This is a genomic window from Chromobacterium haemolyticum, assembly GCF_009936155.1.
GTDB lineage: Bacteria > Pseudomonadota > Gammaproteobacteria > Burkholderiales > Chromobacteriaceae > Chromobacterium > Chromobacterium haemolyticum.
Genome location: NZ_AP019312.1, coordinates 4107658 through 4130158, shown reverse-complemented (window position 1 = coordinate 4130158; position 22501 = coordinate 4107658). Strand labels below are relative to the sequence as shown.

The following is a 22501-nucleotide window of genomic DNA, read 5'->3' as shown; positions in this document are numbered from 1 at the left end:
GCTCCGCTGTCAAAGCCCGCCGTGGGGGCGGGTGGACGGGCTTTGGCAGCGGAGCGGGTCATCATACAGAAACGGGAGCGGCAGGGCAGGCCCGGCGCGCTCGGAAAACGCCGCTGGGTTGTGGCTCTTACTCGGTCTTGGCCCAGTCCAGCTTCAAGTCCGGCGTCTTGGCCATCAGGCCCAGATGCTCGTCCATGATGAATTCGATCTTGGCCAGCTTGTCGGCGGCGTCGGCGGCACAGATCATGTCCAGGGTGTCGTCCTGGCGCTGGATCCGGCATTCGCCGATGGGGAAGTGCACATGGGCCTGGTGGCTGTCGAACTCCACCGGCACTTTCAGCGCGTAGTGCTTGCACAGCTTGTACAGCACCTTGTCGGCATTGGGCGTGGTCAATTGGGCGCGGCTGCTCAACATCATCAATTCTCCAATCGTAAAAACGGGAACAGGCAGTTGGCGAATCCGGCGGATTCGGCAACTGCCGTGCGGTGTTTCCGGCCCGTCGGGAGACGGGCCGTCAGGGTGCGGCTTAGAAGCTGTTCACAATCTGCTGCGCGTCGGCGATACCGCGTTGCCAACGGCTTCGGAATGCTCATGTACCAACTTGTACATTCCGCTTCCTCAACCGTTTGCGCCTTGTCTCGCTCTAGCTCGCGAGATCGTGAACCCCTTCTTAGAACTTGCCGGTCAAGGTCAGCCAATAGCGGCGGCCCTCGTCGACCATCCAGTTGCCGTCCAGGCCATCGTAGCGGCCGCGATTGTCGATCGCGACGGTGCGGTCGGCCAGGTTGTACACGGCGAAGTTGACGTCAAAGCTCTTGTTCAGCTTGTAGCTGCCGCCAAAGTCCCAAGTGCTGGAACCGCCGCGGGTACGGGCCACGTTGGCGCCATTGCGGAAGCCGGTGTAGTACTGCTTGCCTTCGAAGTTCAGGCGGGTGTACAGGTCCAGCTTTTCCATCGGCGCCCAGGCCAGCTTCACATTGCCGGCGTGTTCCGGGGTCTTGTCCAGCGGCATGCCGTTCAACGACTGGCCAAGGAAACTGGTTTCCTTGCCGCCTTCGCGTTTGGACTTGGTGTAGGTGTAGTTGCCGGACAGCGTCCACTTCGGCATGAAGGCCCAGCTACCGGACAGTTCCAGGCCGCGGATGTTGACCGAGTCCACATTGTCGTAAATGTAGATACGAACCGGGTCTGTGCCAGGCGCATACTGGTTGGAGAACTTGTCGGTGCCGTAGCTGACCACTTTGTTCTTGAAGTCGTTGTTGAACAGGGTGGCGTTGGCACTCAGGCCTTGCTCATTGTCGAAGTGCAGGCCGATTTCGTAGGAAGTGCTTTCCTCCGGCTTCAACTTGGAGTTGCCGCACAGGATGCCGGCCTCGTTGCCCGCACCGGTACGCATGCAGTAGCCGTCGGTGCTCTGGCGGATGGTTGGTGCCTTGAAGCCCTTGCCGACGCCGCCTTTCAACGTCCATTGCGGGCTCAGGTGCTCAACCAGATAAACACGTGGAGTAAAGTGGGTGCCGAACACGCTGTGGTGGTCGACACGGCCGCCGGCGGTGATGGTCAGGCTGTCTGTGGCTTCGAAGCTGTCCTCGGCAAACAACGCCCAAGTGTTGACGGTGATTTTGTCTGGGTTGGCGGGGCCGATGAAGCCCACAATGGCTTCTTGAGCACGCATGCCGGAACCGACTTGCTGGCCTACTTGAGTGCCGACTTTTACGGTGTGGCGATCCAGCAGGAAGGTCAGTTGGCCGTCCAGCGTGGTGTTGGTCAGTTTCAGGCCTGTGCCATCGTCCACGTTATTAAGCGAGTGGCTGGGTTTGTCGATTTCCTGATACAGGGAGACATTGGAGCGCACATTGCCGTACTTGCCGTTGTGGCTCAGGCTCCAGTGGTCGCGGACATCAAAATAGTCATTCTTCTTGTTCGGCTTGCCGCGCGAAATTACTGAGTCGCTTTTACCTGGCGTCGTGGTTTTGCGCAGCTCATTATGGCCAGCCTCGAAGGTGATCTCGTGGTCCTGATTCGGGGTGAAGCTGAGCTTGGCGTTGATGTCGGCCACGTGGCTGGCGACTTTGCCGCCATCGCCGCTCTTGGTGTAGTAGATATTGTCTTCGGCCTGGTTGTTCATTGCGCCGTAGACTTGCAACGACAGCAGGTCCTTCATCAACGGGCCGCCCAGCCAGAAGCTGCTCTGGCCGGTATTGCCTTCGTTCGAATGCTCGGTGATGGTGCCGCCCAGAGTCATCGAGCCGTGCCATTCCTTGGGCGCTTTGCGGGTGATGATGTTGACCACGCCGCCCATCGCATCGGAGCCGTACAGCGAGGACATCGGTCCGCGCACCACTTCGATGCGCTCAATCGCTTCCATCGGCGGGATCTGGTACTGCTGGAAACCGCCAGTGCCGCGGCTGCGGGTTTCGCGGGTGTTTTGACGGCGCCCATCCACCAGGATCAGCGAGTATTCGCCAGGCATGCCGCGGATGGCGATGTCCTTGTCACCGGGGCCGGAGCCATTGATGCTGACGCCCTCCAGATCGGTCAGCGCGTCGGTCAGATTGGTGAACGGTTTTTTCGCCAGTTCTTCACGGGTAATCACCGAGATGCTGGCCGGAGCCTGTTTGATCTTTTGCTCGTAACCGGAGGCGGTCACCACCACCGAGGGCAGGGTGGCTTCGGCTTCCGCAGCATGGGCGGCGGGCAGGTAGAGCGCGGAGACGGCAGCGGAGAGCAGGGCGAGGCGCACACCGTGGCGGGTGGCGGAGTCATTGGTTTTCATTGTCGTGGATACCAGGAAATCATCACATGAACGAGGCCCATTTGATCCGCGTCTCGGCATGGCCGGCGCTCCTGCATGCCGTTGGCGTTTAGTTTGCGCAAGGAATGTCAAATGGGACCATAAGTATCCCACTGAATTAATGCGAACGCAAATGCGAATCGTTATTGATTGGTCAGCAATCCAGACTTTGCGACCACGATCTGGCGCTAACATGACATGGCTCAAACTTTGAGCGAAGCGTATGAAATAGAGAAACAGCTTGGGAACCAAGGCGCTAGCCGTCAGTCCCAAGCCTGTTCCGCACTAAGCGCCCTATCTGAATCGATGCCTATTCGTCTGCCCTTGCTACTGTTGCTAACGTGTCTGCTGCTGTTGCCGCAGGCGGGTTGGAGCATGGGCGGACGCGTGGCGGCCAGCGCGCCCTGCGTCTGGATGGCCGACGATGGCGCGGCCTGCCACACCCAGCCGGCCAGCGCGGCGCAGGCCGCGGCCTGTTGTCAGTTGCCGGCCGCGCCATGGCCGGCGGCGCCCAGCTTGCCCTTGCAGGCGATCCGCCCGGTGCTGCAGGCCAAGGCTGAAATAGTGTGGTCCGGTTTCATCCCCGCGCCGCCGGAGCGCCCGCCCCAATCTGTTGAATGAGCCGTTTTTTTGCGTCAGCCGCGTGTTTGCGGGCTATGGCGCTTTTTCATTCAAACAGCATTGGAATTCATGTCATGAATAAACATTTGTACTGGGCCGCCGCCGCGCTGGCCGTTTCCCTGCTTTCTCCGCTTGCCGCCGCCGCCGACGGCGTGATGCACAAGGACCCGTATTGCGGTTGCTGCACCGCTTGGGCCGAGCATATGCAGAAAAACGGGGTGGCGATGCAAAGCCGCAACGAGGCCGACATGTCCGCGCTCAAGGCCCGCTTGAAGGTGCCGGCGGATCTGCGTTCCTGCCACACCGCCGAGATCGGCGGCTATGTGTTCGAGGGCCATGTGCCGGCGGATTTGGTGAAGAAGGTGCTGAAGGACAAACCCAAGATCGTGGGCCTGGCGGTGCCGGGCATGCCCATGGGTAGCCCGGGTATGGAAGGGCCGAGCAAGCAGCCGTATCAGGTGTTGAGTTTTGACGAGCAGGGAAGGCGCAGCGTCTACGCCACGCGCTAAAGCCGGCGAGGCGCAAGCCGCGTTGCAGCGGCTTGCTTGAGGGTATGACGGGCGTTCCGGCATGTTGGAATGCCCGTTTTGCGTCAGCGCATTGAGAACGCCTCGTTGTGGAAAGCCGGCGCCTGGGCGCCGCGTTGTTTCAGGCCGCGCCGCAGTGTCTCGCCCAGCCCCTGCGGACCACAGAACCAGACTTCGTCCACTTCCGGCAGCATGTCGGCGTTCAATAGCGCTCCGGCCTCGCTCTCGATCAGATGCAGCCGCACGCCGCGTTGATGACAGGCTTGCCGCACTTCCTCCAGCCGCGCCGCATCGCCGCGGCTGCGCACACAGTAGTAGAAATCCACGTCCAGCGGCTTCTCCGCCAGTTCCCGGCTTTGCAGCCAGGCCAGGAAAGGCGTGACGCCGATGCCGCCGGCCACCCAGGCCTGGCGCGCGCCGCCGCGCGGCTGGAAGCAGCCGTAAGGGCCTTCCACGGTGACGGTCTGGCCGATTTCGAGTTCGGCCGGCAGGCGGCGGGTGTAATCGCCCAGCGCCTTGATGATGAAACGCAGCCGGCCGTCGCCGTGGTCGGCGCTGGCGATGGTGAAGGGGTGGGCGCCTTCGGCGGCGGCGAAGTTGACCAGAGCGAATTGTCCGGCGCGGTGGCCGGGCCAGCCGTCCATCTGGCAGATCACTTCCAGTTGCCCGGCCGGCAGGGCTTCTATGCGGTCCACCCGGCCGGCGTATTGCCCTTGTTTGCCGATACGGCCGGCCAGCGAGTAGAGCGCGCAGCCGGAACCGATCAGCATCAGCGCGGCCAGCAGCCAGCCCACCGGCTGCGCCCACATCTCGGCCGGCATCAGGATCAGGCCGTGGAAGGCGCCCATCAGGTAGAGCGGGGCGAACAGCTTGTGCAGTTTGCGCCAGAAGCGATAGGGCACGGCGCGCAGCAGCGCCAGGGTCACCATGGCCAGCACCGCCCAGGCCGCCCATTCGCCCACATCCTTGGCCAGTGAGACCAGCGGGTCTTTGCCGCCGCCGCCGCTCTTGATGCGAGGAGCGACCCAGGCCAGCGCCAGCATCAGCTTGGGCGACAGCTTGATCAGCCAATGAGCCGCCAGCAGCAGGCCGGCGGCGATGCCCAGGCGCTTGTGCAGCGCGTACAGGCGGTCCAGGCCGCCCAGCAGCGGCTCCAGCCAACGCGGGCGCGCGGCCAGCAGCATGGCGGCGCTCATCACGGTCATCAATTGCACGCCGCTGAGCATCACCAGTTCGCGCCGCCATTGCCAGTAGCTGGCCGGCAAGCCGTTTTGCCACAGGCTGGCGGCGGCGTACAAGGCGCCGCTGACGAGCAGCAGCAGGCTGAGCAGGGGAAGATTGCGCTTCATCGCCATATCCTTTCTTTTAATAGGGGGATTAAGACGATTGGAACATTGCAAGCTTAAGCCAAGCTTAAACGCGGCGCTCGGGCCGGCTTAGCGTGAAGATTCTCCGGGTGGTTGACGCGTTGGCGCGCCGCCCAGCGCCTTATACAGCGCGATCAGGTCGGCTGATAGCGTTTGCCGCGCCGCCAGCCTTTGCTCGCGCAGCGCGGCGAGCTGTAGTTGCGCTTCCAGCGCGTGGCTTTGCGCGGCTTCGCCGACGGCGACGCGCTGGCGGGCGTAGCCGAGCTGGCGTTGCAGCGTGGTTTCGCCGTCGCTCAGTCTCGCCTCCTGGACGCGGCCGGCCTGGCTGCGCAAGAACGCGGTTTCCACATCGGCCAGCGCTTGCAGCACCGCCTTGCGGTATTGCGCCAGCGCGGCGTCGTAGCCGGCCTCGCGAGCCCGGACCTGGGCTTGCAGCCGGCCGCCGGCAAACAGCGGCAAGTTCAGTTGCGGGCCCAGGCTCCAGTAGCGGCTGGCCTGGGAGGCGAAGTCGCCGGGGCGGACGCTGTCCCAGCCGCCGCTGGCCAGCAGGCTGAAGCGCGGGTATTGCTCGGCGGTGGCTACGCCGATGTCGGCGCTGGCGGCGGCAAGCTGTCGTTCCGCGGCGCGCAGGTCCGGCCGGCGCAGCAGCAGCTCCGACGGCAGACCGGCGGCGGGCGTCGGCGGCAGGCGCGGTTCCGGCGCGACGCCGTCCAGCTGCGCGCGCAGAGCGGCCGTCGGCAGCGCGGTCAGCGGGCCCAGCGCGGCGAGCGCGGCCTGGCGGGCGGCGAGCAGCGGTTGCAGCTGGGCGTCGGCGCGCAGCCGTTCGGCCTCGGCCTGGTCCACTTCGCCGGCGCCGGCCAGGCCGGCCTGGAATTGCAGCCGAGTCAGCCGCGCCAGCTCCGCGCGCCAGCCGGCCTGGGCGGCGGCGTTGTCGGCGCGCAGGCTCCAGTAGCGGTAGTCCAGCGTCAGCCGCGCGGTTTCCGCCGTCACGCGCAGCGCGGCGTCGGCGGCTTGCTCGCGGCTGGCTTCCAGCCGGGCGCGGCCGGCTTCCACGCTACGGGCGGTGTGGCCGAACAGGTCGATTTCCCAACTGGCGTCAAAGCCGGCGCGGTAATCGGTGAACAGGGTCTGCGGGTTGGCGAAGGGGATATTGGCCAGCGCCTCGCCGCGCCGGCTCAGCTGATCGCGGCTGACGCGGCCGGCGGCGTTGAGCTGCGGCCATTGCGCGCCGCTGTTCATCTCCAGCGCGGCGCGCGCCTGGCGGATATTGGCGTCGGCGCTGGCCAGGTCCGGGCTGTGGCGCAGCGCGGCGCCGACCAGCCGGTTCAGCGCCGGGTCCTGGAAGGCCTGCCACCAGCCGGCGGCTTCCGGTTCGGTTTCCGCTGTAGCGGCGGGCAGCAGTTGCGCCGGCGTCGGCGGCTGGTAGTTGGGGCCGACGGCGCAGCCGGCGAGCAGGACGAGGGACAGAGAAACGGCAAGGCGGGATGAATTCATTGTCCGCTCCTTTGACGGAAAATCAGGTAGGCGAGGCCAAGGGCGATGGCGGCGATCAACAACAGCGGCCACAAGTGCGGCCAGGCTTCCGCCGCGCCGTAGCCTTTGAGGAACAGGCCCTTGACCACGACGATGAAATGGCTGAGCGGGTCCGCGGCGCTGAGCGCGCGCAGTGGCCAGGGCATGTTTTCCACCGGCGCCATATAGCCGGACAGAATCACCGCGGGGGCCATGAAGCCGAACACGCCGAGAAAGGCCTGCTGCTGGTTGGCGCACAGCGCCGAGATCAGCAGGCCGCAGCCGGACAGGGCCAGGCCGTAGCACAGCATGGCGAGGTAGAGCAGGGCGATGCCGCCGCCGAAGGGCACTTGGTAGAGCCACACCGCGGCGGCGGAAATGACGCTGCCTTGCAGCGCGGCCACCAGCATGCCGGGCACCGCCTTGCCGGCCATGATGTAGCCGGGGGTCAGCGGGGTGACCAGCAATTGGTCGAAAGTGCCTTCCTCGCGTTCGCGCGCCAGGGACAGCGCGGTGACCATCAGGCAGCCGATGGTAGTGATGATGGCCACCAGGCTGGGCAGCACGAACCAGCGGTATTCCAGATTGGGGTTGTACAGATGACGGAGCTGCAGCTGGGCCGGCGGCGGCGCGGGGCTGAGTTCGCGCGCGTATTGGGCGACGATTTGCTGGGCATAGCCGAAGGCGATCTGCGCGCTGTTGGAGCGGCGGCCATCGATGACGGCCTGCAGCCGCGGTGCTGCACCCTGGGCCAGCCGCCGCGAGAAATCCGGCGGAATACGGATGGCCAGCAGCGCTTGCTGGCGGTCGATGACCTCGCGCAGCCGGGCTTCGCTATGGATGTTGAGCAAGTGCGGAAAGGCCTGGGCCGCGGCCAGGCGTTGGGATAGTTCGATGGAAGCCGCGCCGCCGTCCTGATTGTAGATGGCCAGCGTGCTGTTCTTGACCTCCAGCGTGGCGGCAAAGGGAAACAGCAGCAGTTGCAGCAGCACCGGCATGATCAGCAGCCGGCGGCTTTGCGGGCTGGACAGCAGGGCCCGCAGTTCTTTGTGGATCAGGGTCAGCAGCGCGCGCCACATGGTGTCTTCTCCTAGCTCGCATCCAGCCGGCGGCGGAATTTGAGCGCGGTCAGCCCCAGCCAGAAGCAGGCGGACAGCAGTAGCCAGCCGGTGTTGAGCAGCAGTACCGGCCAGATGTCGCCGGCCTGGAACAGGGTTTGCAGCGCGCTGACGAAGTAGCGCGCCGGCACCAGATAGGTGGCGGCTTGCACCGGCGGCGGCATGCTGTTGATTTCGAAAACGAAGCCGGACAGCATGGTGGCCGGCAGGAAGGCGGCGGTGAGCGCGCCCTGGGCTGCGACGAACTGATTGCGGGTGATGGTGGAGAGCAGCAGGCCCAGGCCGAGCGCGCTGCCGAGGAACAGGCTGCTGACGACGAACAGCAGCCACCAGGAGCCGCGCAGCGGCACGTTCATCAGCAAGGTGGCCGCCAGCACGCAGACCAGCATCGCGGCCATGCCCAGCAGGTAGTAGGGCAGAATTTTGGACAAGAGCAGTTCGGCGCGGGTCACCGGGGTGGATAGCAGCGCTTCCATGGTGCCGCGCTCCCATTCGCGCGCCACCACCAGTGAGGTCAGCAGCGCGCCGATGATGGTCATGATCACCGAGATCGAGCCGGGCACCAGGTAGTTGCGGCTGACGGTGTCGGGGTTGAACCAGTAGCGCGGCTCCAGTTGCAACTGGGCCGGCGGCGGCTGGCCGCGGTCCTGAGCGTGCTGGGTCAGCCAGACTTGCCAGGCCCCTTGCAGATAGCTGGCCAGGAAGTTGGCGGTATTGGGCTCGGCGCCATCGGTCAGCAGCTGCGCCGCGGCCGCGCCGCGTCCCTGCGCGGTCTTGGCGGAGAAATCGGCGGGAATCACCACCATGCCGCGCACTTCGCCGGCGGCCAGCCGCGCGCGCATGTCGGCGCGGTCATGGCCGGGGCGGACCTCCAGATAGGGCGAGCCGGCCAGCGCGGCGGCGAAGCGATGGGCCTCGGCGCCGCTGTCCTCCAGCACCACGCCGATGAGCACCTTGTTGGCGTCCAGATTGATGCCGTAGCCGAAGATGAACAGCAGCAGCACAGGCAGCACGAAGGCGATCAGAATGCTGCTGGGGTCGCGCACGATCTGCATGGCTTCCTTGCGGCACAGCGCCAGCAGGCGGGCGGGCTTGACGGCGGCGCTCATATTCCTGCTCCGGCGCGGTCGTTGGCCGCCACCAGGCGGATGAAGGCTTCCTCCATCGTGATCTCCTCTTCCGGGCCGGCGGCCTGGCGCTTGAGTTGGTCCGGCGTGCCGCTGGCGATCAGCCGGCCGCGGTAGACCAGGCCGATGCGGTCGCAGTATTCGGCTTCGTCCATGAAGTGGGTGGTGACCATCACGGTGACGCCCTTGTCCACCAGGCCGTTGATGTGGGTCCAGAATTCGCGGCGGGTGATGGGGTCGACGCCGGAGGTGGGTTCGTCGAGAAACAGCAGCGGCGGGCGGTGCATCAGCGCGCAGGCCAGCGCCAGCCGCTGTTTGAAGCCCAGGGGCAGAGCGCCGGCGAGCATGTCCAGATAGGGCGCGAGCGCGAACACGCGGACCATCTCCGCGACGGTGTCGCGCCGCGCCTGGCCGCTCAAGCCGTAGATGCCGGAGAAGAAGTCCAGATTGTGGGCGACGCTGAGGTTGCCGTAGAGCGCGAATTTCTGCGCCATATAACCCAGCTGCCGGCGCGCGCGGCTGGCGCTGCGCTTCAGGTCTATGCCCATCACGCTGGCCTCGCCGGCGCTGGGGCGCAGCAGGCCGCACAGCATTTTGAAGGTGGTGGATTTGCCGGCGCCGTTGGGGCCTAGCAGGCCGTAGATTTCACCGCGCCGCACCTGGAAGTCGATATTGTCGGCGGCGACGAAGTCGCCGAAGCGGCGGGTGAGCTGTTTGGCGCGGATCACCGCGTCAGGGTCCACGCCCGCCGGCAGTTGCGCCGGCGGCATCCGTTCCGCCAGCGCCGAATCGCCGCCGGGGCCGCCGCCCAGCAGTTCGATGAAGGCGTCCTCCAGCCGCGGCGGAACAACGGTGAAATGGGCGTCCGGCCCGGCTTGCAGCGCCGCCAGCTCAGGCGACTGGCCGGCCTGGCGCAGCACCAGTCGCAGCGCTTGGCCCTGGATCACGCCGTCCAGCACTTGCGGCTGGCGCAAGGCGCGCCGCAGCGTCTGGCGGCGGTTGCCGGCGATGCCGCGCAACTGCACGCTGCGGCCTTCCATGCGGCGGATCAGCTCGCCGGGCGCGCCGGCGTAAGCCAGCTGTCCGGCGTTCATCAGCAGCACTTGGTCGCAGCGTTCGGCCTCGTCCAGGTAGGAGGTGCTCCACAGCACGGTCATGCCATCCGCGGCCAGCTCGCCCACCATCTTCCACAACTCGCGCCGGGAAATCGGATCGACGCCGACGCTGGGTTCGTCCAGTAGCAGCACTCGTGGTTCGCCCAGCAGCGCGCAGGCTAGGCCCAGCTTCTGCTTCATGCCGCCGGACAGCTTGCCGGCCGGCCGCGGGGTGAAGCGGGCCAGGTCGGTGAAGGCCAGCAGGCGCTCGAAGCTGTGTCGGCGGCGCTCGCCGACGACGCCGCGCAGATCGGCGTACAACTCCAGGTTTTCCTGCACCGTCAGGTCTTCGTAGAGGCCGAATTGCTGCGGCATATAGCCGATCAGCGCGCGCAGCGCGTCGCCGTCGGCGATGGGGTCCAGCCCTTCGACGCGGACGGCGCCGTCGCTGGCTTGCAGCAGGCCGGCCAGCAGTCGCAGCAGGGTGGTCTTGCCGGCGCCGTCCGGCCCGGCCAGGCCGGTGATCGCGCCGCGGCGTATCGTCGCGTCTATGCCGGTCAGCGCCTCGTGCGCGCCGAAGCGCTGGCAGAGGCCGCGGAGGATGATGGCGTCCGGCGCGTCCATCTCAGCCGCCGTCCGCCAGCGTTACCGTCACCGGCATGCCCTGGCGCAGCGCGGCGTCCGGGTTTTGCACCACCACGCGCAGCCGGTAGACCAGCGCGGTGCGCAGATCCTGGGTTTCCACGTTCTTGGGGGTGAATTCGGCGCTGGGGGAGACGAAGCCGACCACGCCGTCGTAAGGCTGGGCGCGGCCGTCGCTGCGGACCTTGACCTTGGTTCCGGGCGCCATCTTGCCCAGATCGGGCTCGGCGACGTAGGCGCGCACCCATACCGGCCGGGTCAGCGACAAGGTGAACACCGCGCCGCCGGCGGGCAGCATGCCGCCGGGTTCGACCGCGCGGGTGAGGATGACGCCGTCGGCCGGGGCCAGCAAGCGGGTGTCGGCCAGTTGCAGCTTGGCCTGGGCCAGTTGCGCCGCCGCGCGTTCGGCATTGGCTTCGGCCTCGGCGATTTCCTCCTTGCGGTAGCCGCGCTTGAGCGCCTGCCACTGCTGGCGCGCCGCCTCGGCCTGCGCGGCGGCCTGGTCGCGCTGCGCGCGGGCGTCGTCCAGCGCGCGTTGGGCGGAGGCGCCGGTGTCGGCCAGCTGGCGCTGGCGCTGGTAAGTCTGCTCGGCGTTGAGCTGCGCGGCGCGGCGCGCGTCCAGATTGGCCTGCGCCTGCTCGATATCCTCGCGGCGCGGGCCGGCGCGGTACAGCGCCTGCCGCGCCTGGGCGGCGGCCAGGCCGGCGTCGGCGTCGCGCAAGGCGTTGCGGTAAGGGGCGGGGTCCAGTTCGCCCAGCACGTCTCCGGCGCGCACGGCGGCGCCCTCGTCCACGTTCAGGCTGTGCAAGCGGCCCGCCACCCGGAAGGACAGGCTGACTTCGCGGATGTCGACGTTGCCGGACAGGCTCAGACGTTCTTGGGCTAATTGCCGCTGCCGCCAGGCGTAGCCGCCGCCGGCGAGCAGGGCGACGACGAGGCCGATGAGCAGAAGGGGACGCTTCATGGCTGTGGCTCCAATGGGCGCAGACCGCGCAGCGCCCATTGCAGGCGTTGCTCGATGTGGCGCGGATCGATGGCGTAGGTGTTGAAAGCCTGCTGGATCAGGTCGGGCAGCAATGGTTTGCCGGCGATGATGTGCTGAGCCAGTGCCGGCAGGCCCAGCGCGGACATCAGGAACAGGGCCTGGTGCAAGGGATCGCCTCGCTCCAGCTCGCCGGCCTGCTGCGCGTCGACAATGCTTTGCAGCAGCAGCTTGGGATGGCGCGGCGCCAGCGTGGACAGGAAGGCCTGTGCGGCGGCTTCGCCTGCGGCGGCGTCCAGCAGCATGTGGGCGATCAGGCCGCCGTGCTCGGTGATGAAGTCCAGCAACTGCCGCAGTATGGCCTGCAAGCGCGGCAAGGCGGACGGCTGTTGCTGCTGCTGCCATTGCAGTTGCTGGAACAGCGGCGCGTACCAGTGTTCCAGCAGCTCGCTCAGGTAGCGTTCTCGGCTGCCGAAGTGGTAGACAAAGCTGCCCGGGTTGACCCCGGCACGCTGGCACAGGCCGCGTACGGTGAGTGCGCGCAGGCCGGCTTCTTTGGCCATGATTAGTCCGCAGTCCAGCAGCTGCTGTCGAGTGGCGTTGGTCGATTTCATATTTGTATTTTTATACGAACGTATAAGCCTATGCAAGCCGAATTTGTACGGGTGTATAAAATTTGCGAAATCCGGAGGAAACCGCCAAGTGCTTGTTTTTCAAAGCGGTGATTGTCGTGGCTGCCGCCGCGGGCAAATTCACCGCGCGGCGGCATGTGCCGGCGGAAAATAATCGGCCATAATTGGAGCGTCGGCGCTCCGCCGCAAGCAAGAATCCCGCAGCCGCGCCGGGCGTATCCAGCTCAGGCCGCGGCAAAAACAGCGATCCGTCGCACTATTACAAAGGGGACACATCATGTTGGCCATCATCGGCGGCAGCGGCCTGGCCCAGCTGCCCGTATTGGAAGTCACCCATCGTCAAGTCGTGCGTACCCCGTATGGCGACCCCTCCTGCGCGCTGACCTTCGGCCTATTGAACGGGCAGAACGTGGTGTTTATCGCGCGCCATGGCTACGGCCATTCGCTGGCGCCGCATGAAATCAATTACCGCGCCAATATCTGGGCGCTGCACGATCAAGGCGTGAAAGGCGTGATCGCCATCGGCACCGTGGGCGGCATTCGTCCCGACATGCCGCCGGGCCGCCTGGTGGTGCCGGACAACATCATCGACTACAGCTGGGGCCGCAAGCATACCTTCTTTGAAGGTCTGGACCGGCCGGTGGTGCACGCCGAATTCTCCTCTCCCTATGACGACGCGCTGCGTCAGCGGCTGATCCGCGCGATGGCGGACAGCGGCCACAGCGGGGTGGTGGGCGGCGTTTACGCCTGCACCCAGGGGCCGCGTTTGGAAAGCGCCGCGGAAATATTGAAGTTGGAGCGGGATGGCGCCGATATAGTCGGCATGACCGGCATGCCGGAAGCGGCATTGGCGCGGGAGATGAACCTGCCTTATGCGCACCTGTGCCTGGTCAGCAATTGGGCCGCTGGCAAGGGCGGCGCGGCGACGGTGGAGTTCGACGCGACCACCGGCGCGATGGGGGTGGAGGTGGTGATGTCGGTGCTGGCTGAGCTATTGTCAAGCAAACAGTAGGATGGTTGGATTGGTGTGCTTGTGTCGTTTTAAGGCATGGTACTGGAAGGTGGGCTTGCGGGTTATCGGCAAGCGTTGTTTTGGCGGGCTGGGACCGGAAGCCTGGCGCTGATGGCGGACGATTGCTCCGTCTTTTTCAAAGAAATCAAGGCATATTGGCGATGTTTGACAACAAGTCCATCTTAATTACCGGCGGAACGGGCTCCTTCGGCCGTAAATTCATTACCACGCTATTGGAACGGTTCAAACCGGCGCGGGTGGTGGTGTTTTCTCGCGATGAGTTGAAACAGTTTGAGATGCAACAGGAGTTTTCCGATCCCTGCATGCGTTTTTTCCTAGGCGATGTACGAGATGGCGACCGCTTGAAGCAGGCAATGCGCGGCATTGATCTAGTGGTGCATGCCGCCGCTCTCAAGCAAGTGCCTGCCGCCGAGTACAACCCTACCGAGTGCATTCGCACCAATGTGAATGGCGCGGAAAATGTGATCAATGCCGCTATCGAATGCGGGGTGGAGAAGGTGATTGCGCTGTCTACCGATAAAGCGGCTAGTCCAATCAATCTGTATGGGGCAACCAAGCTGTTGTCGGATAAGTTGTTTGTGGCCGCGAATAATATTGTAGGCGGCCACAAGACCCGTTTCGCGGTAGTGCGCTATGGCAACGTCGTCGGCTCGCGGGGCTCTGTGGTGCCGTTCTTTCGAAAATTGATTGCGAGCGGGGCTGATAGCCTGCCCATTACCGATGTGCGGATGACCCGCTTCTGGATCACCCTGCAACAAGGGGTGGACTTTGTGCTCAGCAACTTTGAGCGGATGCAGGGCGGGGAGCTTTTTGTGCCCAAGATTCCTTCCGTGAGCATTGTGGACTTGGCGACAGCAATGGCCCCCCAGTTATTGCAACACCAGATTGGCATCAGGCCAGGGGAAAAGTTGCATGAACTGATGATTTCCGCTGATGACAGCCTACATACCTACGAGTTTGACGATCATTATGTGATCGCTCCTTCGATTCGCTTTACAGTTCACCATGGTTATGATTCCAATCAGTTGAGCGAGGTCGGAACATTAGTGTCGGAGGGGTTTCAATATTCTTCCGAGAGCAATCCCTGGTTTCTGAGTATTCCCGAGCTAGAAATTTTGGATCAGGCAACGCCATGAGCATGATTCCATATGGTCGACAACAACTCGATGAGGACGACATTGAGGCGGTTGTGGAGGTGTTGCGTTCGGATTGGCTGACGCAGGGGCCTGTCGTGCCTGCTTTTGAGCAGGCTCTGGCACTGCGTTGTCAGGCTACGCATGCCGTGGCGGTTAGTAGTGCGACAGCTGCTTTGCATATTGCTTGTGTTGCGGCAGGTTTGGGACCGGGAGACTGGCTGTGGACGAGTCCTAACACCTTTGTCGCTTCGGCTAATTGCGGGCGCTATTGTGGGGCGGAGGTTGATTTTGTCGATATCAATATTGCCAGTGGGAATATGGATATGGGCAAGCTGGAAAGCAAACTGCAACAGAGCGAGCAGTTAGGGCGCTTGCCCAAGGTAGTCGTGCCAGTGGCGTTTGCCGGTCGCAGCTGTGATATGGCTGCCCTTAAGTCCCTATCACGGCGTTATGGTTTTGTTGTGATCGAAGATGCTTCCCATGCGATTGGTGCCGAGTTTGCTGGTCAGCCTGTTGGTTGTGGGAGTCACGCTGATATGACGGTTTTCAGCTTCCACCCGGTCAAAGTGATTACGACGGGGGAAGGTGGTGCGATATTGTGCAATGATTTCGCTTTATACCAGCGCCTGGGCGAATTGCGTAGTCATGGAATTACCCGTGATGAGTGCCGCATGGAGGGCAATTCAGACGGCGCTTGGTACTATCAAATGACTGGACTGGGGTTCAACTACCGAATGACGGATATACAGGCGGCGATTGGACTATCTCAGTTGAGTAAATTGGACGGTTTTTTGATAGAGCGCCGCATGTTGGCCCGCCGCTATGCGGAGTTGTTGGCGCAGCAGCCCTTGAGTTTACCTTGTCTAGAGCCTATCGATGAATCTGCCTGGCATCTGTTTGTAGTGAGACTGAGCTTAGAGCAGGTCGCTAGCAGTCGAGCCCAGGTGTTTGAGCGTATGCGGGCTGATGGCATCGGGGTCAATGTTCATTACATACCGGTACATATGCAGCCCTACTACCGTCGTCTTGGTTTCCAGTTCGGAGATTTTCCTATGGCGGAAAGACATTATCGCGAGGCATTGACCCTGCCCTTGTTTCCTGGTTTAACGGAGCGCCAGCAGAACGATGTTGTTGCCAGTTTGAAGAAGGCAATTCAATGAGCCGCAGCGTAGCTGTCATCCCGGCTCGTGGAGGAAGCAAGCGGATTCCAGGTAAGAATATCAAGCCATTTCACGGCTTGCCTTTGATTGCGTATTCGATACGCACAGCACAGGCGTGTGGTCTGTTTTCCCGCATTATTGTAAGCACTGATGATGATCAAATTGCTCAAGTGGCGAGGCAGTATGGTGCAGATGTGCCATTTGTGCGTCCGCGGGAACTCTCGGATGACTATACGACGACTGTGGCTGTGATCCGTCATGCAGTGGCATTTTTGCAAGAACAGGGAGAGGTTTTTGATTATGCCTGCTGCTTGTACGCGACGGCTCCTTTGATGCAAGCCTCTTGCTTGCGCAGAGGCTTGAATTTGCTTGAAATGGATGCTGGAAAGCACTATGCCGTGTCGGTGACCTCATTCGGTTTTCCTGTGCAGAGAGCGTTAAAAATTTCATCCGAGGGCAACTTGGTACCGATGTATCCACAATATCGGGATACTCGATCGCAAGATCTTGAAGAGTCTTTTCAAGATGCTGGGCAATTTTATTGGGGACGGCGTCAGGCTTGGCTTGAGTGCGAGCCATTTTTTTCGGAGCGTTCGTTGGCAGTCCGTCTCCCACGTCATCTTGTTCAAGATATTGATACTGAAGAGGATTGGCGGCGGGCGGAGTGGATGTATGCGGTATTGCAAGCGGCAGGGGAGGCTACGTGAAGGTGCTGTTCCGGGCCGATGCTTCAGTTGAGATAGGCAGCGGTCATGTTATGCGTTGTCTGACTCTGGCTGACTTGTTGAGACGGAATGGGGCGGAGGTCTGCTTTGTGTGCAAGGATCTGCCCGGAGCTGCCAGAGAGTTGCTGACTGATTCCGGCATGTCTAGTTTTTGGTTGCCGGGACAACTACCAGAGGGAGAGGCCGCTGATCTACACGCATTGCGCTCAGTATTGCCGCAGAGCACCGTTTTTGATTGGGTGGTGGTAGATCATTATGGTTTGGGGAGGGAGTGGGAGGCTGATGCGAAGTGTTTGGCTAAACGCGTTTTGGCGATAGACGATCTTACAAATCGTAACCATGACGTAGATCTACTGTTGAACCAGAACCTGTTTGCGGACGCAGCCGCCTACCAATCATTGGTGCCTGATGAGACGGTCTTATTGCTTGGTCCGCGTTTTGCCATGTTGCGTGATGAGTTTTCTACTACTTGCGTTAGAGACCATCCATCAAGAGCAAGCAGGGTTCTGCTGAATTTTGGCGGTTCTGATCCAACAGGAGAAACGGTCAAGAGCATGTTGGCGTTGCAGCGTTTGGCGTTTACGGAGGTGACCGTGATTGCGGGGGCCGCAAATCCGAAATTCGAGGATATTGCATACATGGCGTCACCGCAGTGGCGCGTTTATCGTCATACAAACGATATGGCCAAGTGGATGTGCTGGGCGGATGTGGCGATTGGCGCTACTGGAAGTAGCGCTTGGGAGCGCTGCGCACTGGGTTTGCCGACGGTAGGGGTTGCCGTGGCGGAGAATCAACTGCTAATAGGCGAGGCGCTAGCAAAGGCTGGGGCTATAGAGTATTTGGGGCCCTCTATGTCGGTAACGGTTGATGACTTGGCTCAAGCTCTGGATGCTTGTTGCAATAATGTCATCTTGCGACGAACCATGTCCATGCTTGGACAAGAACTCGTGGATGGCCGCGGCGCAGGCCGCGTAGCCTTGGCAATGGAAGAAATGGTATGAGCAAAGTCGATATCTTGTGCACAGACCCAGAACACCCGGTTTGGCCATGGTTGAGGCAATGGAAAGTTGAGCATCCACAATGTTCCGTAAGCCTGCTGACTGATTGCAATCAGGCCGGCGGGGGGGACTTCCTCTTTTTAGTATCTTGCCAGCAATTGATTTCCAAGCCATGTCGCGAGCGCTACCGTTACACCTTGGTGCTGCATGCCAGTGATTTACCCAAAGGAAGGGGTATGTCTCCTCATATTTGGCAGGTTCTTGAAGGTCGACAGCGTATTCTGGTTAGCTTATTGAACGCCGAGGATGGCATAGATACTGGTGCCATTTGGCAACAATATGCGTTTGATCTAGAGGGGCATGAGCTTAGCACGGAAATCAATGCCAAATTATTTGACTGCGAGTTGCGCTTGATGGATTGGGCTGTACACCATTGTGATGGTGCGGAACCTCAAGAGCAGCGAGGCGAGCCCAGTCTGTATCCGAGACGGGGACCTGAGGATAGCCGCCTTGACCCTGGGCAGTCTCTGCAGGAGCAGTTTAATTTATTGCGAGTGGTTGATAATCAACGCTATCCGGCTTTTTTTGAATGGGCTGGGCACCGCTATAAGCTGACAATTGAAAAGGACGATGTCTAATGGGAAAAGGCGTTCATATCGGTGGTAGGCCGATTTCCAGAGAGGCCCCGCCTTTCATTATTGCAGAGATGTCCGGTAATCATAACCAGTCGCTGGATCGGGCTATGGCCATTGTTGCCGCCGCCGCCAGCAGTGGTGCGCATGCATTGAAATTACAAACGTATACACCGGACACCATGACGCTCGATCTAGATGAGGGTGAGTTTCATATTTCAGATCCGGACAGTTTATGGAGCGGCTCCTCGCTTTATAAACTATATCAGCAAGCCTATACCCCATGGGAGTGGCACCAGCCTATTTTTGATTATGCCAAGTCACTGGGTATGCTGGTATTTTCGACGCCTTTTGACGAAACGGCGGTAGATTTTCTGGAAACACTCGAGGTTCCCGCTTATAAGATTGCGAGTTTTGAAAATACGGATTTGCCCTTGATTCGTAAAGTGGCGGCAACCGGTAAACCCATGATTATTTCAACCGGAATGGCTTCGGTAGCCGAACTCGATGAAACTGTGAGGGAAGCAAGAGCGGCAGGTTGCCAGCAATTAGTCTTACTCAAGTGTACCAGTTCATACCCTGCCCCCCCTGTGCACAGTGATCTGCGTACCATCCCGCATTTACGCGATCTGTTCGGTTGCGAGGTGGGTTTGTCCGACCACACCATGGGGGTTGGCGCTGGGATTGCCGCGGTCGCTCTCGGCGCCTCCGTGATTGAAAAGCACTTCACTTTGCGACGGGCAGATGGCGGGGTGGATTCAGCTTTTTCCCTAGAACCCGAGGAGTTAGCTCAGTTGGTAATTGAAAGTGAGCGAGCTTGGCTGGCGTTGGGAAATATCAGTTACGGTAGTAGCCCGATTGAAAGCAAATCACAAGTTTTTCGCCGATCCCTTTATGTTGCTCAGGATATTGCGGAGGGGGAGCTCTTCAGCTCGGAGAACATCAGAGTCATTCGGCCAGGGTTTGGCTTAGCTCCGAAATTTTTTGACATTGTCATTGGTATGCCAGCCACGAAAGCCCTGAAACGGGGCATGCCGCTCACATGGGAAGCGTTGAAATGAGTAATCAAGCCGCGGCTACAGCCGCGAGTCACGAAGACGACAGTCTGATCAACTGGAAAACCCACGCGTGGCAGGATGCGGGCATGGTTAGTTGGTATTCCGGCAGGATGGTGGAAAATACCAGTACCAACTATCTGAAAAATGTTTTGGAGGTGGGCACTGTCAAGCGCCATATCCGAGGCAAAGAGGTGCTCGATATTGGAATCGGCACTGGCCGGGCTAGTCTTCCCTTGATCGAACAAGGGTTTGCAGTAACAGGCATAGACAGTTCCCAAGCCATGCTGAACGAGACGCGAAGGCTGGCTGGCAATTTACCCATCACGTTGAAGTTGGGCGATATTACCAAGCTGCCGTTTGACGCGGAGAGTTTTGATAGCGCGATTGCATTGAATGTGATGGTGCATTTTCCCAACTGGCGGGAGGCTTTGCTGGAGTGGAAGCGAGTGGTCAGGCCTGGCGGCCGCATCGTGTTCGACATTCACTCCCGAGATCACTTTGAAGCGGCGTATGGCGCGGATATCGATAAGTGGCCGGCGGTGATACGCGAAGCGGAAGATCCCACCAACTTTGGCCGTTACATGTCCCGGATCCGGGTTGATGAGCTGGTGGCGTTTGCCGACCAGGAAGGTTTTGCCATTGTGGATGCCGTGCCGCACGGGGCATTTCTCGGAGGCGGGAATATCAATGCCTTTTTGTACGAGCCGCTAGAGAAGAGCAAGCGTTGGACGCGTGTGCTGTCATGGTTTGCCCGTGATCCGCAGTTGCTAGAGTTGGGCTTGTTTCTTGAGGAGCTTTTGGTGGCGCGCCTGACGCCAAAAGTCGCAGGGCGCATGTTTGTGGTTTTGGAGAACAGAACAGATGCGGAAGGAAACAGGGCTTGGGCTGAGGAGCAGAGGAAAAAAAACGCGGCGCTAGAGCAGCTGTCGTTTCGAGCTCTAATGCCATGGATGTTGTTGTCGAGCGAGGATCTTTCCCAAGAGTTGGACCGCCTGTTGCAACCTTTGCGGGCACGACATTTCTTCTACTGCCTGTTGAAAGTTTTAGTACAACGTTGCCCTAGCTATGATTTTGCTGGCTTACTCTCCGAAGAGCGAGTGCAGCAGTTCTCCGTATGGTTGGCGGCTGAAGCTCTGGATCGCCGGGTTATGAGTCTGGCCAAGGGGTGGTCGGTTGGCTGCCCTGATAAGCTCAGGCATGGAGTTGACCTCACCTTGGGGGCAGATTACCACTTGGTAGATACCTTGTTGGCAAAACACTATGGCATTTTCGGCGGGAACCAAGGATGAAACCAAAGGCAATTATAAGTCTGCTGTGGGATAACCAATTGGGAGCTCTGCGCCAATTTCTGGCGATGTTCGACCCCATGGTGATTGTGACCACTTCATCGGGCATGACCCCCGCACTACTTAATTTGGCCGCAGATTGCGGCTGCGCTGTAGTGGGTTTGGAGAGCCTGCTCCCGGATGGATATAACGCGGTTGGCGAAGCAAGTCCATCTCTGGCTGCGCTGAGTGCGCATTTGGCGGCCTTGAACTGGAGTGAAGAGTTTGCTGACGAGGACAATACCGAACAATTGGCCGGGTTGATCAAGGAGCGTTTGGGCCTCGAACTACCGATGTCGGTACAGTTGTTAGATGGCTTGGCCGCAGCGGCGGACGAGTTTGATGTCTCGCTCTTTGTCACCAGCGAAGATGTGACTCGTTTGGGCAAGGTCGCAACCGCCTGGGCAAAGGCACATAGCATTCCCAGCTTGCATCTTTCCCATGGCATCGCACTGGTTGACCCCTACACAGTCCACGCTGAGCTGATCGCGGATAAGATGGCTGTTTATGGGGAGCGTGGCAAAGAAGGCTTTTTGGATTTGGGGATAGAGCCGGAGCGTCTGGTGTTGACAGGCAACCCCGCTTGGGACTGCTATGCGCAATTGCGGGTCCAAAAGGCAGCTTATCGACAAGCCTTAGTCGAAAAGTATGAGATGGACCCGAGCTTGCCGATTGTGGTTTTCGGCACGACATGGGCAGCTAATCTTAGCGCACATTGCAATGAGCATGCTTATGCGGACACGATGCTAGCGTTCTTGAGCGCTTGCGAAGCTTTGTCGCAGCATGGCTGCAAAATCAATGCCGTTATCAAGGACCGGCCGGCTAATCAAGCGGTAGGCGAGCGTTGCTGCTCCGAACTGCTGGCGGCCTTGGGGTCAGATGGTCGTCAGTATTATTACGCGATGGAGGATACTTCCGCCTTTGCCGTTGCTGCGGATGTGTTGGTAGCAGTGGATTCCAACTATTTAGTGGAGGGGATGATGGCGGATACGCCTGTCATCAACTTGATGAATAGTGCAGGCATGTTGATGGGGCCATGCTTTGAGGCCGAGACTGGGATCAAGGAAGTGGAGGCCCATGAGCTGGCTGCATGCATTTTGCAACTGTTGGAAGACAAGGACGAACGAAACGCTCAGTTGCATCAGGCCCGCCAGCGGCTGGTCTATTATCATCATGGCGGGGTAGATGGTTTGGCGGCGGCGCGGGTAGCGCAACTGATGGCAAGTATGGCACAGGGGCTGCAAGTACGTCCGCAAAGATTGGTATGGCAGCAATATCTGGATAATGAGAATACAGATTTGACGGCGGGCTACCATACAACGGGACGCAAGGATTTAATCAGCCTGTTCAGCAATCAGCCTAGTCTGGCTTTGGATATTGGCTGCGCGGGTGGCGGCAATGGCGCTTTGATTAAACAGCGCTTTCCATCTTGTCAGGTGTGGGGAATTGAAATGAACCATGCCGCGGCTGAGATGGCCAGCCGGCAATTGGATAAAGTTCTGCTGGGAAAATTTGAGGACTTTGATCTGGTGGCAGAAGGGATGGCTGTGGGCAGCCTAGATGCTGTGGTGTTAGCCGATGTGCTGGAGCATATGTATAACCCATGGGATGTGATGGTGAAAATCCATCGCTATTTATCTCCGCAAGGACAAGTGTTGCTCAGTGTGCCGAATGTGCGCAATCTAGCTCTGATGGATGACTTGGCTAAAGGTAACTGGACGTATGCTAAGGAGGGCTTGCTAGATATTACGCATATTCGCTTCTTTACCTTGCGGGAGCTGCTTAAGTTTTGCCAGGAAACCGGCTATAAGGTCGTTAATAAAATGAATGCACTTGATGGCAGGCTACAAGATATTTTCAATAGGGCTCAAGGCTCACTGCCGTGCAATATTGAGACAGAGCGCATGGTAATTAAAAATGTTACCCATGATGAAATGTTGGAAATGTGCTCGTTACAATTTTATCTCTTGCTTGAAAAGGCATAGAGTTGTTTGACTGTTGAGTGAGAAGCGACCTC

General features: G+C 60.5%; 20 protein-coding genes. 11 read left to right on the top strand and 9 right to left on the bottom strand.

Annotated elements, in window-relative coordinates; all coding sequences use genetic code 11:
* Window positions 1–127 precede the first annotated feature (127 nt).
* Window positions 128–418, bottom strand: a complete 291-nt coding sequence (locus GYH29_RS18920; RefSeq protein ID WP_227104831.1) for a DUF2218 domain-containing protein — start codon at window positions 416–418, stop codon at window positions 128–130.
* A 253-nt stretch (window positions 419–671) separates the two neighbouring features.
* Entirely contained in the window at window positions 672–2777 is a 2106-nt protein-coding gene (locus GYH29_RS18915) for a TonB-dependent receptor domain-containing protein (RefSeq protein WP_161524254.1), read from the bottom strand.
* Between the two features lie 324 nt (window positions 2778–3101).
* Here GYH29_RS18915 and GYH29_RS18910 point away from each other — a divergent pair, with 324 nt between their 5' ends.
* Both GYH29_RS18910 and GYH29_RS18905 read left to right on the top strand, forming a co-directional pair.
* Window positions 3102–3416 carry a hypothetical protein gene (locus tag GYH29_RS18910; RefSeq protein ID WP_161524253.1) on the top strand — a complete coding sequence of 105 codons (315 nt, stop codon included), beginning with the start codon at window positions 3102–3104 and terminating at the stop codon, window positions 3414–3416.
* Window positions 3417–3490: 74 nt separating this feature from the next.
* Window positions 3491–3925 carry a DUF411 domain-containing protein gene (locus tag GYH29_RS18905; RefSeq protein WP_118268299.1) on the top strand — a complete coding sequence of 145 codons (435 nt, stop codon included), beginning with the start codon at window positions 3491–3493 and terminating at the stop codon, window positions 3923–3925.
* Window positions 3926–4008: 83 nt separating this feature from the next.
* On the opposite strand, the gene GYH29_RS18900 is transcribed toward GYH29_RS18905, so the two are convergent.
* The 7 genes from GYH29_RS18900 to GYH29_RS18870 form a co-directional block, all read right to left on the bottom strand.
* Window positions 4009–5292: a ferredoxin reductase family protein gene (locus GYH29_RS18900; RefSeq protein ID WP_161524252.1), complete on the bottom strand. Its 1284-nt coding sequence runs from the start codon at window positions 5290–5292 to the stop codon at window positions 4009–4011.
* A gap of 87 nt (window positions 5293–5379) precedes the next feature.
* Window positions 5380–6804, bottom strand: coding sequence for an efflux transporter outer membrane subunit (locus GYH29_RS18895; RefSeq protein WP_161524251.1), 1425 nt, complete (start codon window positions 6802–6804; stop codon window positions 5380–5382).
* Window positions 6801–7901 (bottom strand): ABC transporter permease, encoded by a 1101-nt coding sequence (locus GYH29_RS18890; RefSeq protein WP_161524250.1) that lies wholly within the window; start codon window positions 7899–7901, stop codon window positions 6801–6803. The genes GYH29_RS18895 and GYH29_RS18890 overlap by 4 nt, the downstream gene beginning before the upstream one ends.
* 11 nt (window positions 7902–7912) lie before the next feature.
* A complete protein-coding gene (locus GYH29_RS18885; RefSeq protein ID WP_161524249.1) occupies window positions 7913–9049 on the bottom strand; it encodes an ABC transporter permease in 1137 nt (378 codons plus the stop codon).
* On the bottom strand, window positions 9046–10785 hold the full coding sequence (locus tag GYH29_RS18880) for an ATP-binding cassette domain-containing protein (RefSeq protein ID WP_161524248.1): 1740 nt from the start codon (window positions 10783–10785) through the stop codon (window positions 9046–9048). Before GYH29_RS18880 ends, GYH29_RS18885 begins: the two co-directional genes overlap by 4 nt.
* A 1-nt stretch (window position 10786) precedes the next feature.
* Window positions 10787–11767, bottom strand: coding sequence for a secretion protein HlyD (gene hlyD / locus GYH29_RS18875; RefSeq protein ID WP_107731515.1), 981 nt, complete (start codon window positions 11765–11767; stop codon window positions 10787–10789).
* Window positions 11764–12399, bottom strand: a complete 636-nt coding sequence (locus GYH29_RS18870) for a TetR/AcrR family transcriptional regulator (protein ID WP_019103059.1) — start codon at window positions 12397–12399, stop codon at window positions 11764–11766. The genes hlyD and GYH29_RS18870 overlap by 4 nt, the downstream gene beginning before the upstream one ends.
* A 295-nt stretch (window positions 12400–12694) precedes the next feature.
* On the opposite strand from GYH29_RS18870, the gene GYH29_RS18865 reads away from it, so the two are divergent.
* The 9 genes from GYH29_RS18865 (at window position 12695) to GYH29_RS18825 (ending at window position 22469) form a co-directional block, all read left to right on the top strand.
* Window positions 12695–13429, top strand: coding sequence for an S-methyl-5'-thioinosine phosphorylase (locus GYH29_RS18865; protein ID WP_019103057.1), 735 nt, complete (start codon window positions 12695–12697; stop codon window positions 13427–13429).
* Window positions 13430–13590: 161 nt separating this feature from the next.
* A complete protein-coding gene (gene pseB / locus GYH29_RS18860; RefSeq protein WP_043591118.1) occupies window positions 13591–14586 on the top strand; it encodes a UDP-N-acetylglucosamine 4,6-dehydratase (inverting) in 996 nt (331 codons plus the stop codon).
* Window positions 14583–15746 carry a UDP-4-amino-4,6-dideoxy-N-acetyl-beta-L-altrosamine transaminase gene (gene pseC / locus GYH29_RS18855; RefSeq protein ID WP_232060422.1) on the top strand — a complete coding sequence of 388 codons (1164 nt, stop codon included), beginning with the start codon at window positions 14583–14585 and terminating at the stop codon, window positions 15744–15746. The genes pseB and pseC overlap by 4 nt, the downstream gene beginning before the upstream one ends.
* A complete protein-coding gene (gene pseF / locus GYH29_RS18850; RefSeq protein WP_081574174.1) occupies window positions 15743–16453 on the top strand; it encodes a pseudaminic acid cytidylyltransferase in 711 nt (236 codons plus the stop codon). The genes pseC and pseF overlap by 4 nt, the downstream gene beginning before the upstream one ends.
* Window positions 16450–17472 carry a UDP-2,4-diacetamido-2,4,6-trideoxy-beta-L-altropyranose hydrolase gene (pseG, locus tag GYH29_RS18845; protein WP_161524247.1) on the top strand — a complete coding sequence of 341 codons (1023 nt, stop codon included), beginning with the start codon at window positions 16450–16452 and terminating at the stop codon, window positions 17470–17472. Before pseF ends, pseG begins: the two co-directional genes overlap by 4 nt.
* Window positions 17469–18107, top strand: a complete 639-nt coding sequence (locus tag GYH29_RS18840) for a formyltransferase family protein (protein ID WP_039756097.1) — start codon at window positions 17469–17471, stop codon at window positions 18105–18107. Before pseG ends, GYH29_RS18840 begins: the two co-directional genes overlap by 4 nt.
* Window positions 18107–19162 (top strand): pseudaminic acid synthase, encoded by a 1056-nt coding sequence (gene pseI / locus GYH29_RS18835; RefSeq protein ID WP_043591116.1) that lies wholly within the window; start codon window positions 18107–18109, stop codon window positions 19160–19162. The genes GYH29_RS18840 and pseI overlap by 1 nt, the downstream gene beginning before the upstream one ends.
* Entirely contained in the window at window positions 19159–20448 is a 1290-nt protein-coding gene (locus GYH29_RS18830) for a class I SAM-dependent methyltransferase (RefSeq protein WP_039755647.1), read from the top strand. Before pseI ends, GYH29_RS18830 begins: the two co-directional genes overlap by 4 nt.
* A complete protein-coding gene (locus GYH29_RS18825; protein WP_043591112.1) occupies window positions 20445–22469 on the top strand; it encodes a class I SAM-dependent methyltransferase in 2025 nt (674 codons plus the stop codon). The genes GYH29_RS18830 and GYH29_RS18825 overlap by 4 nt, the downstream gene beginning before the upstream one ends.
* Window positions 22470–22501: the final 32 nt, after the last annotated feature.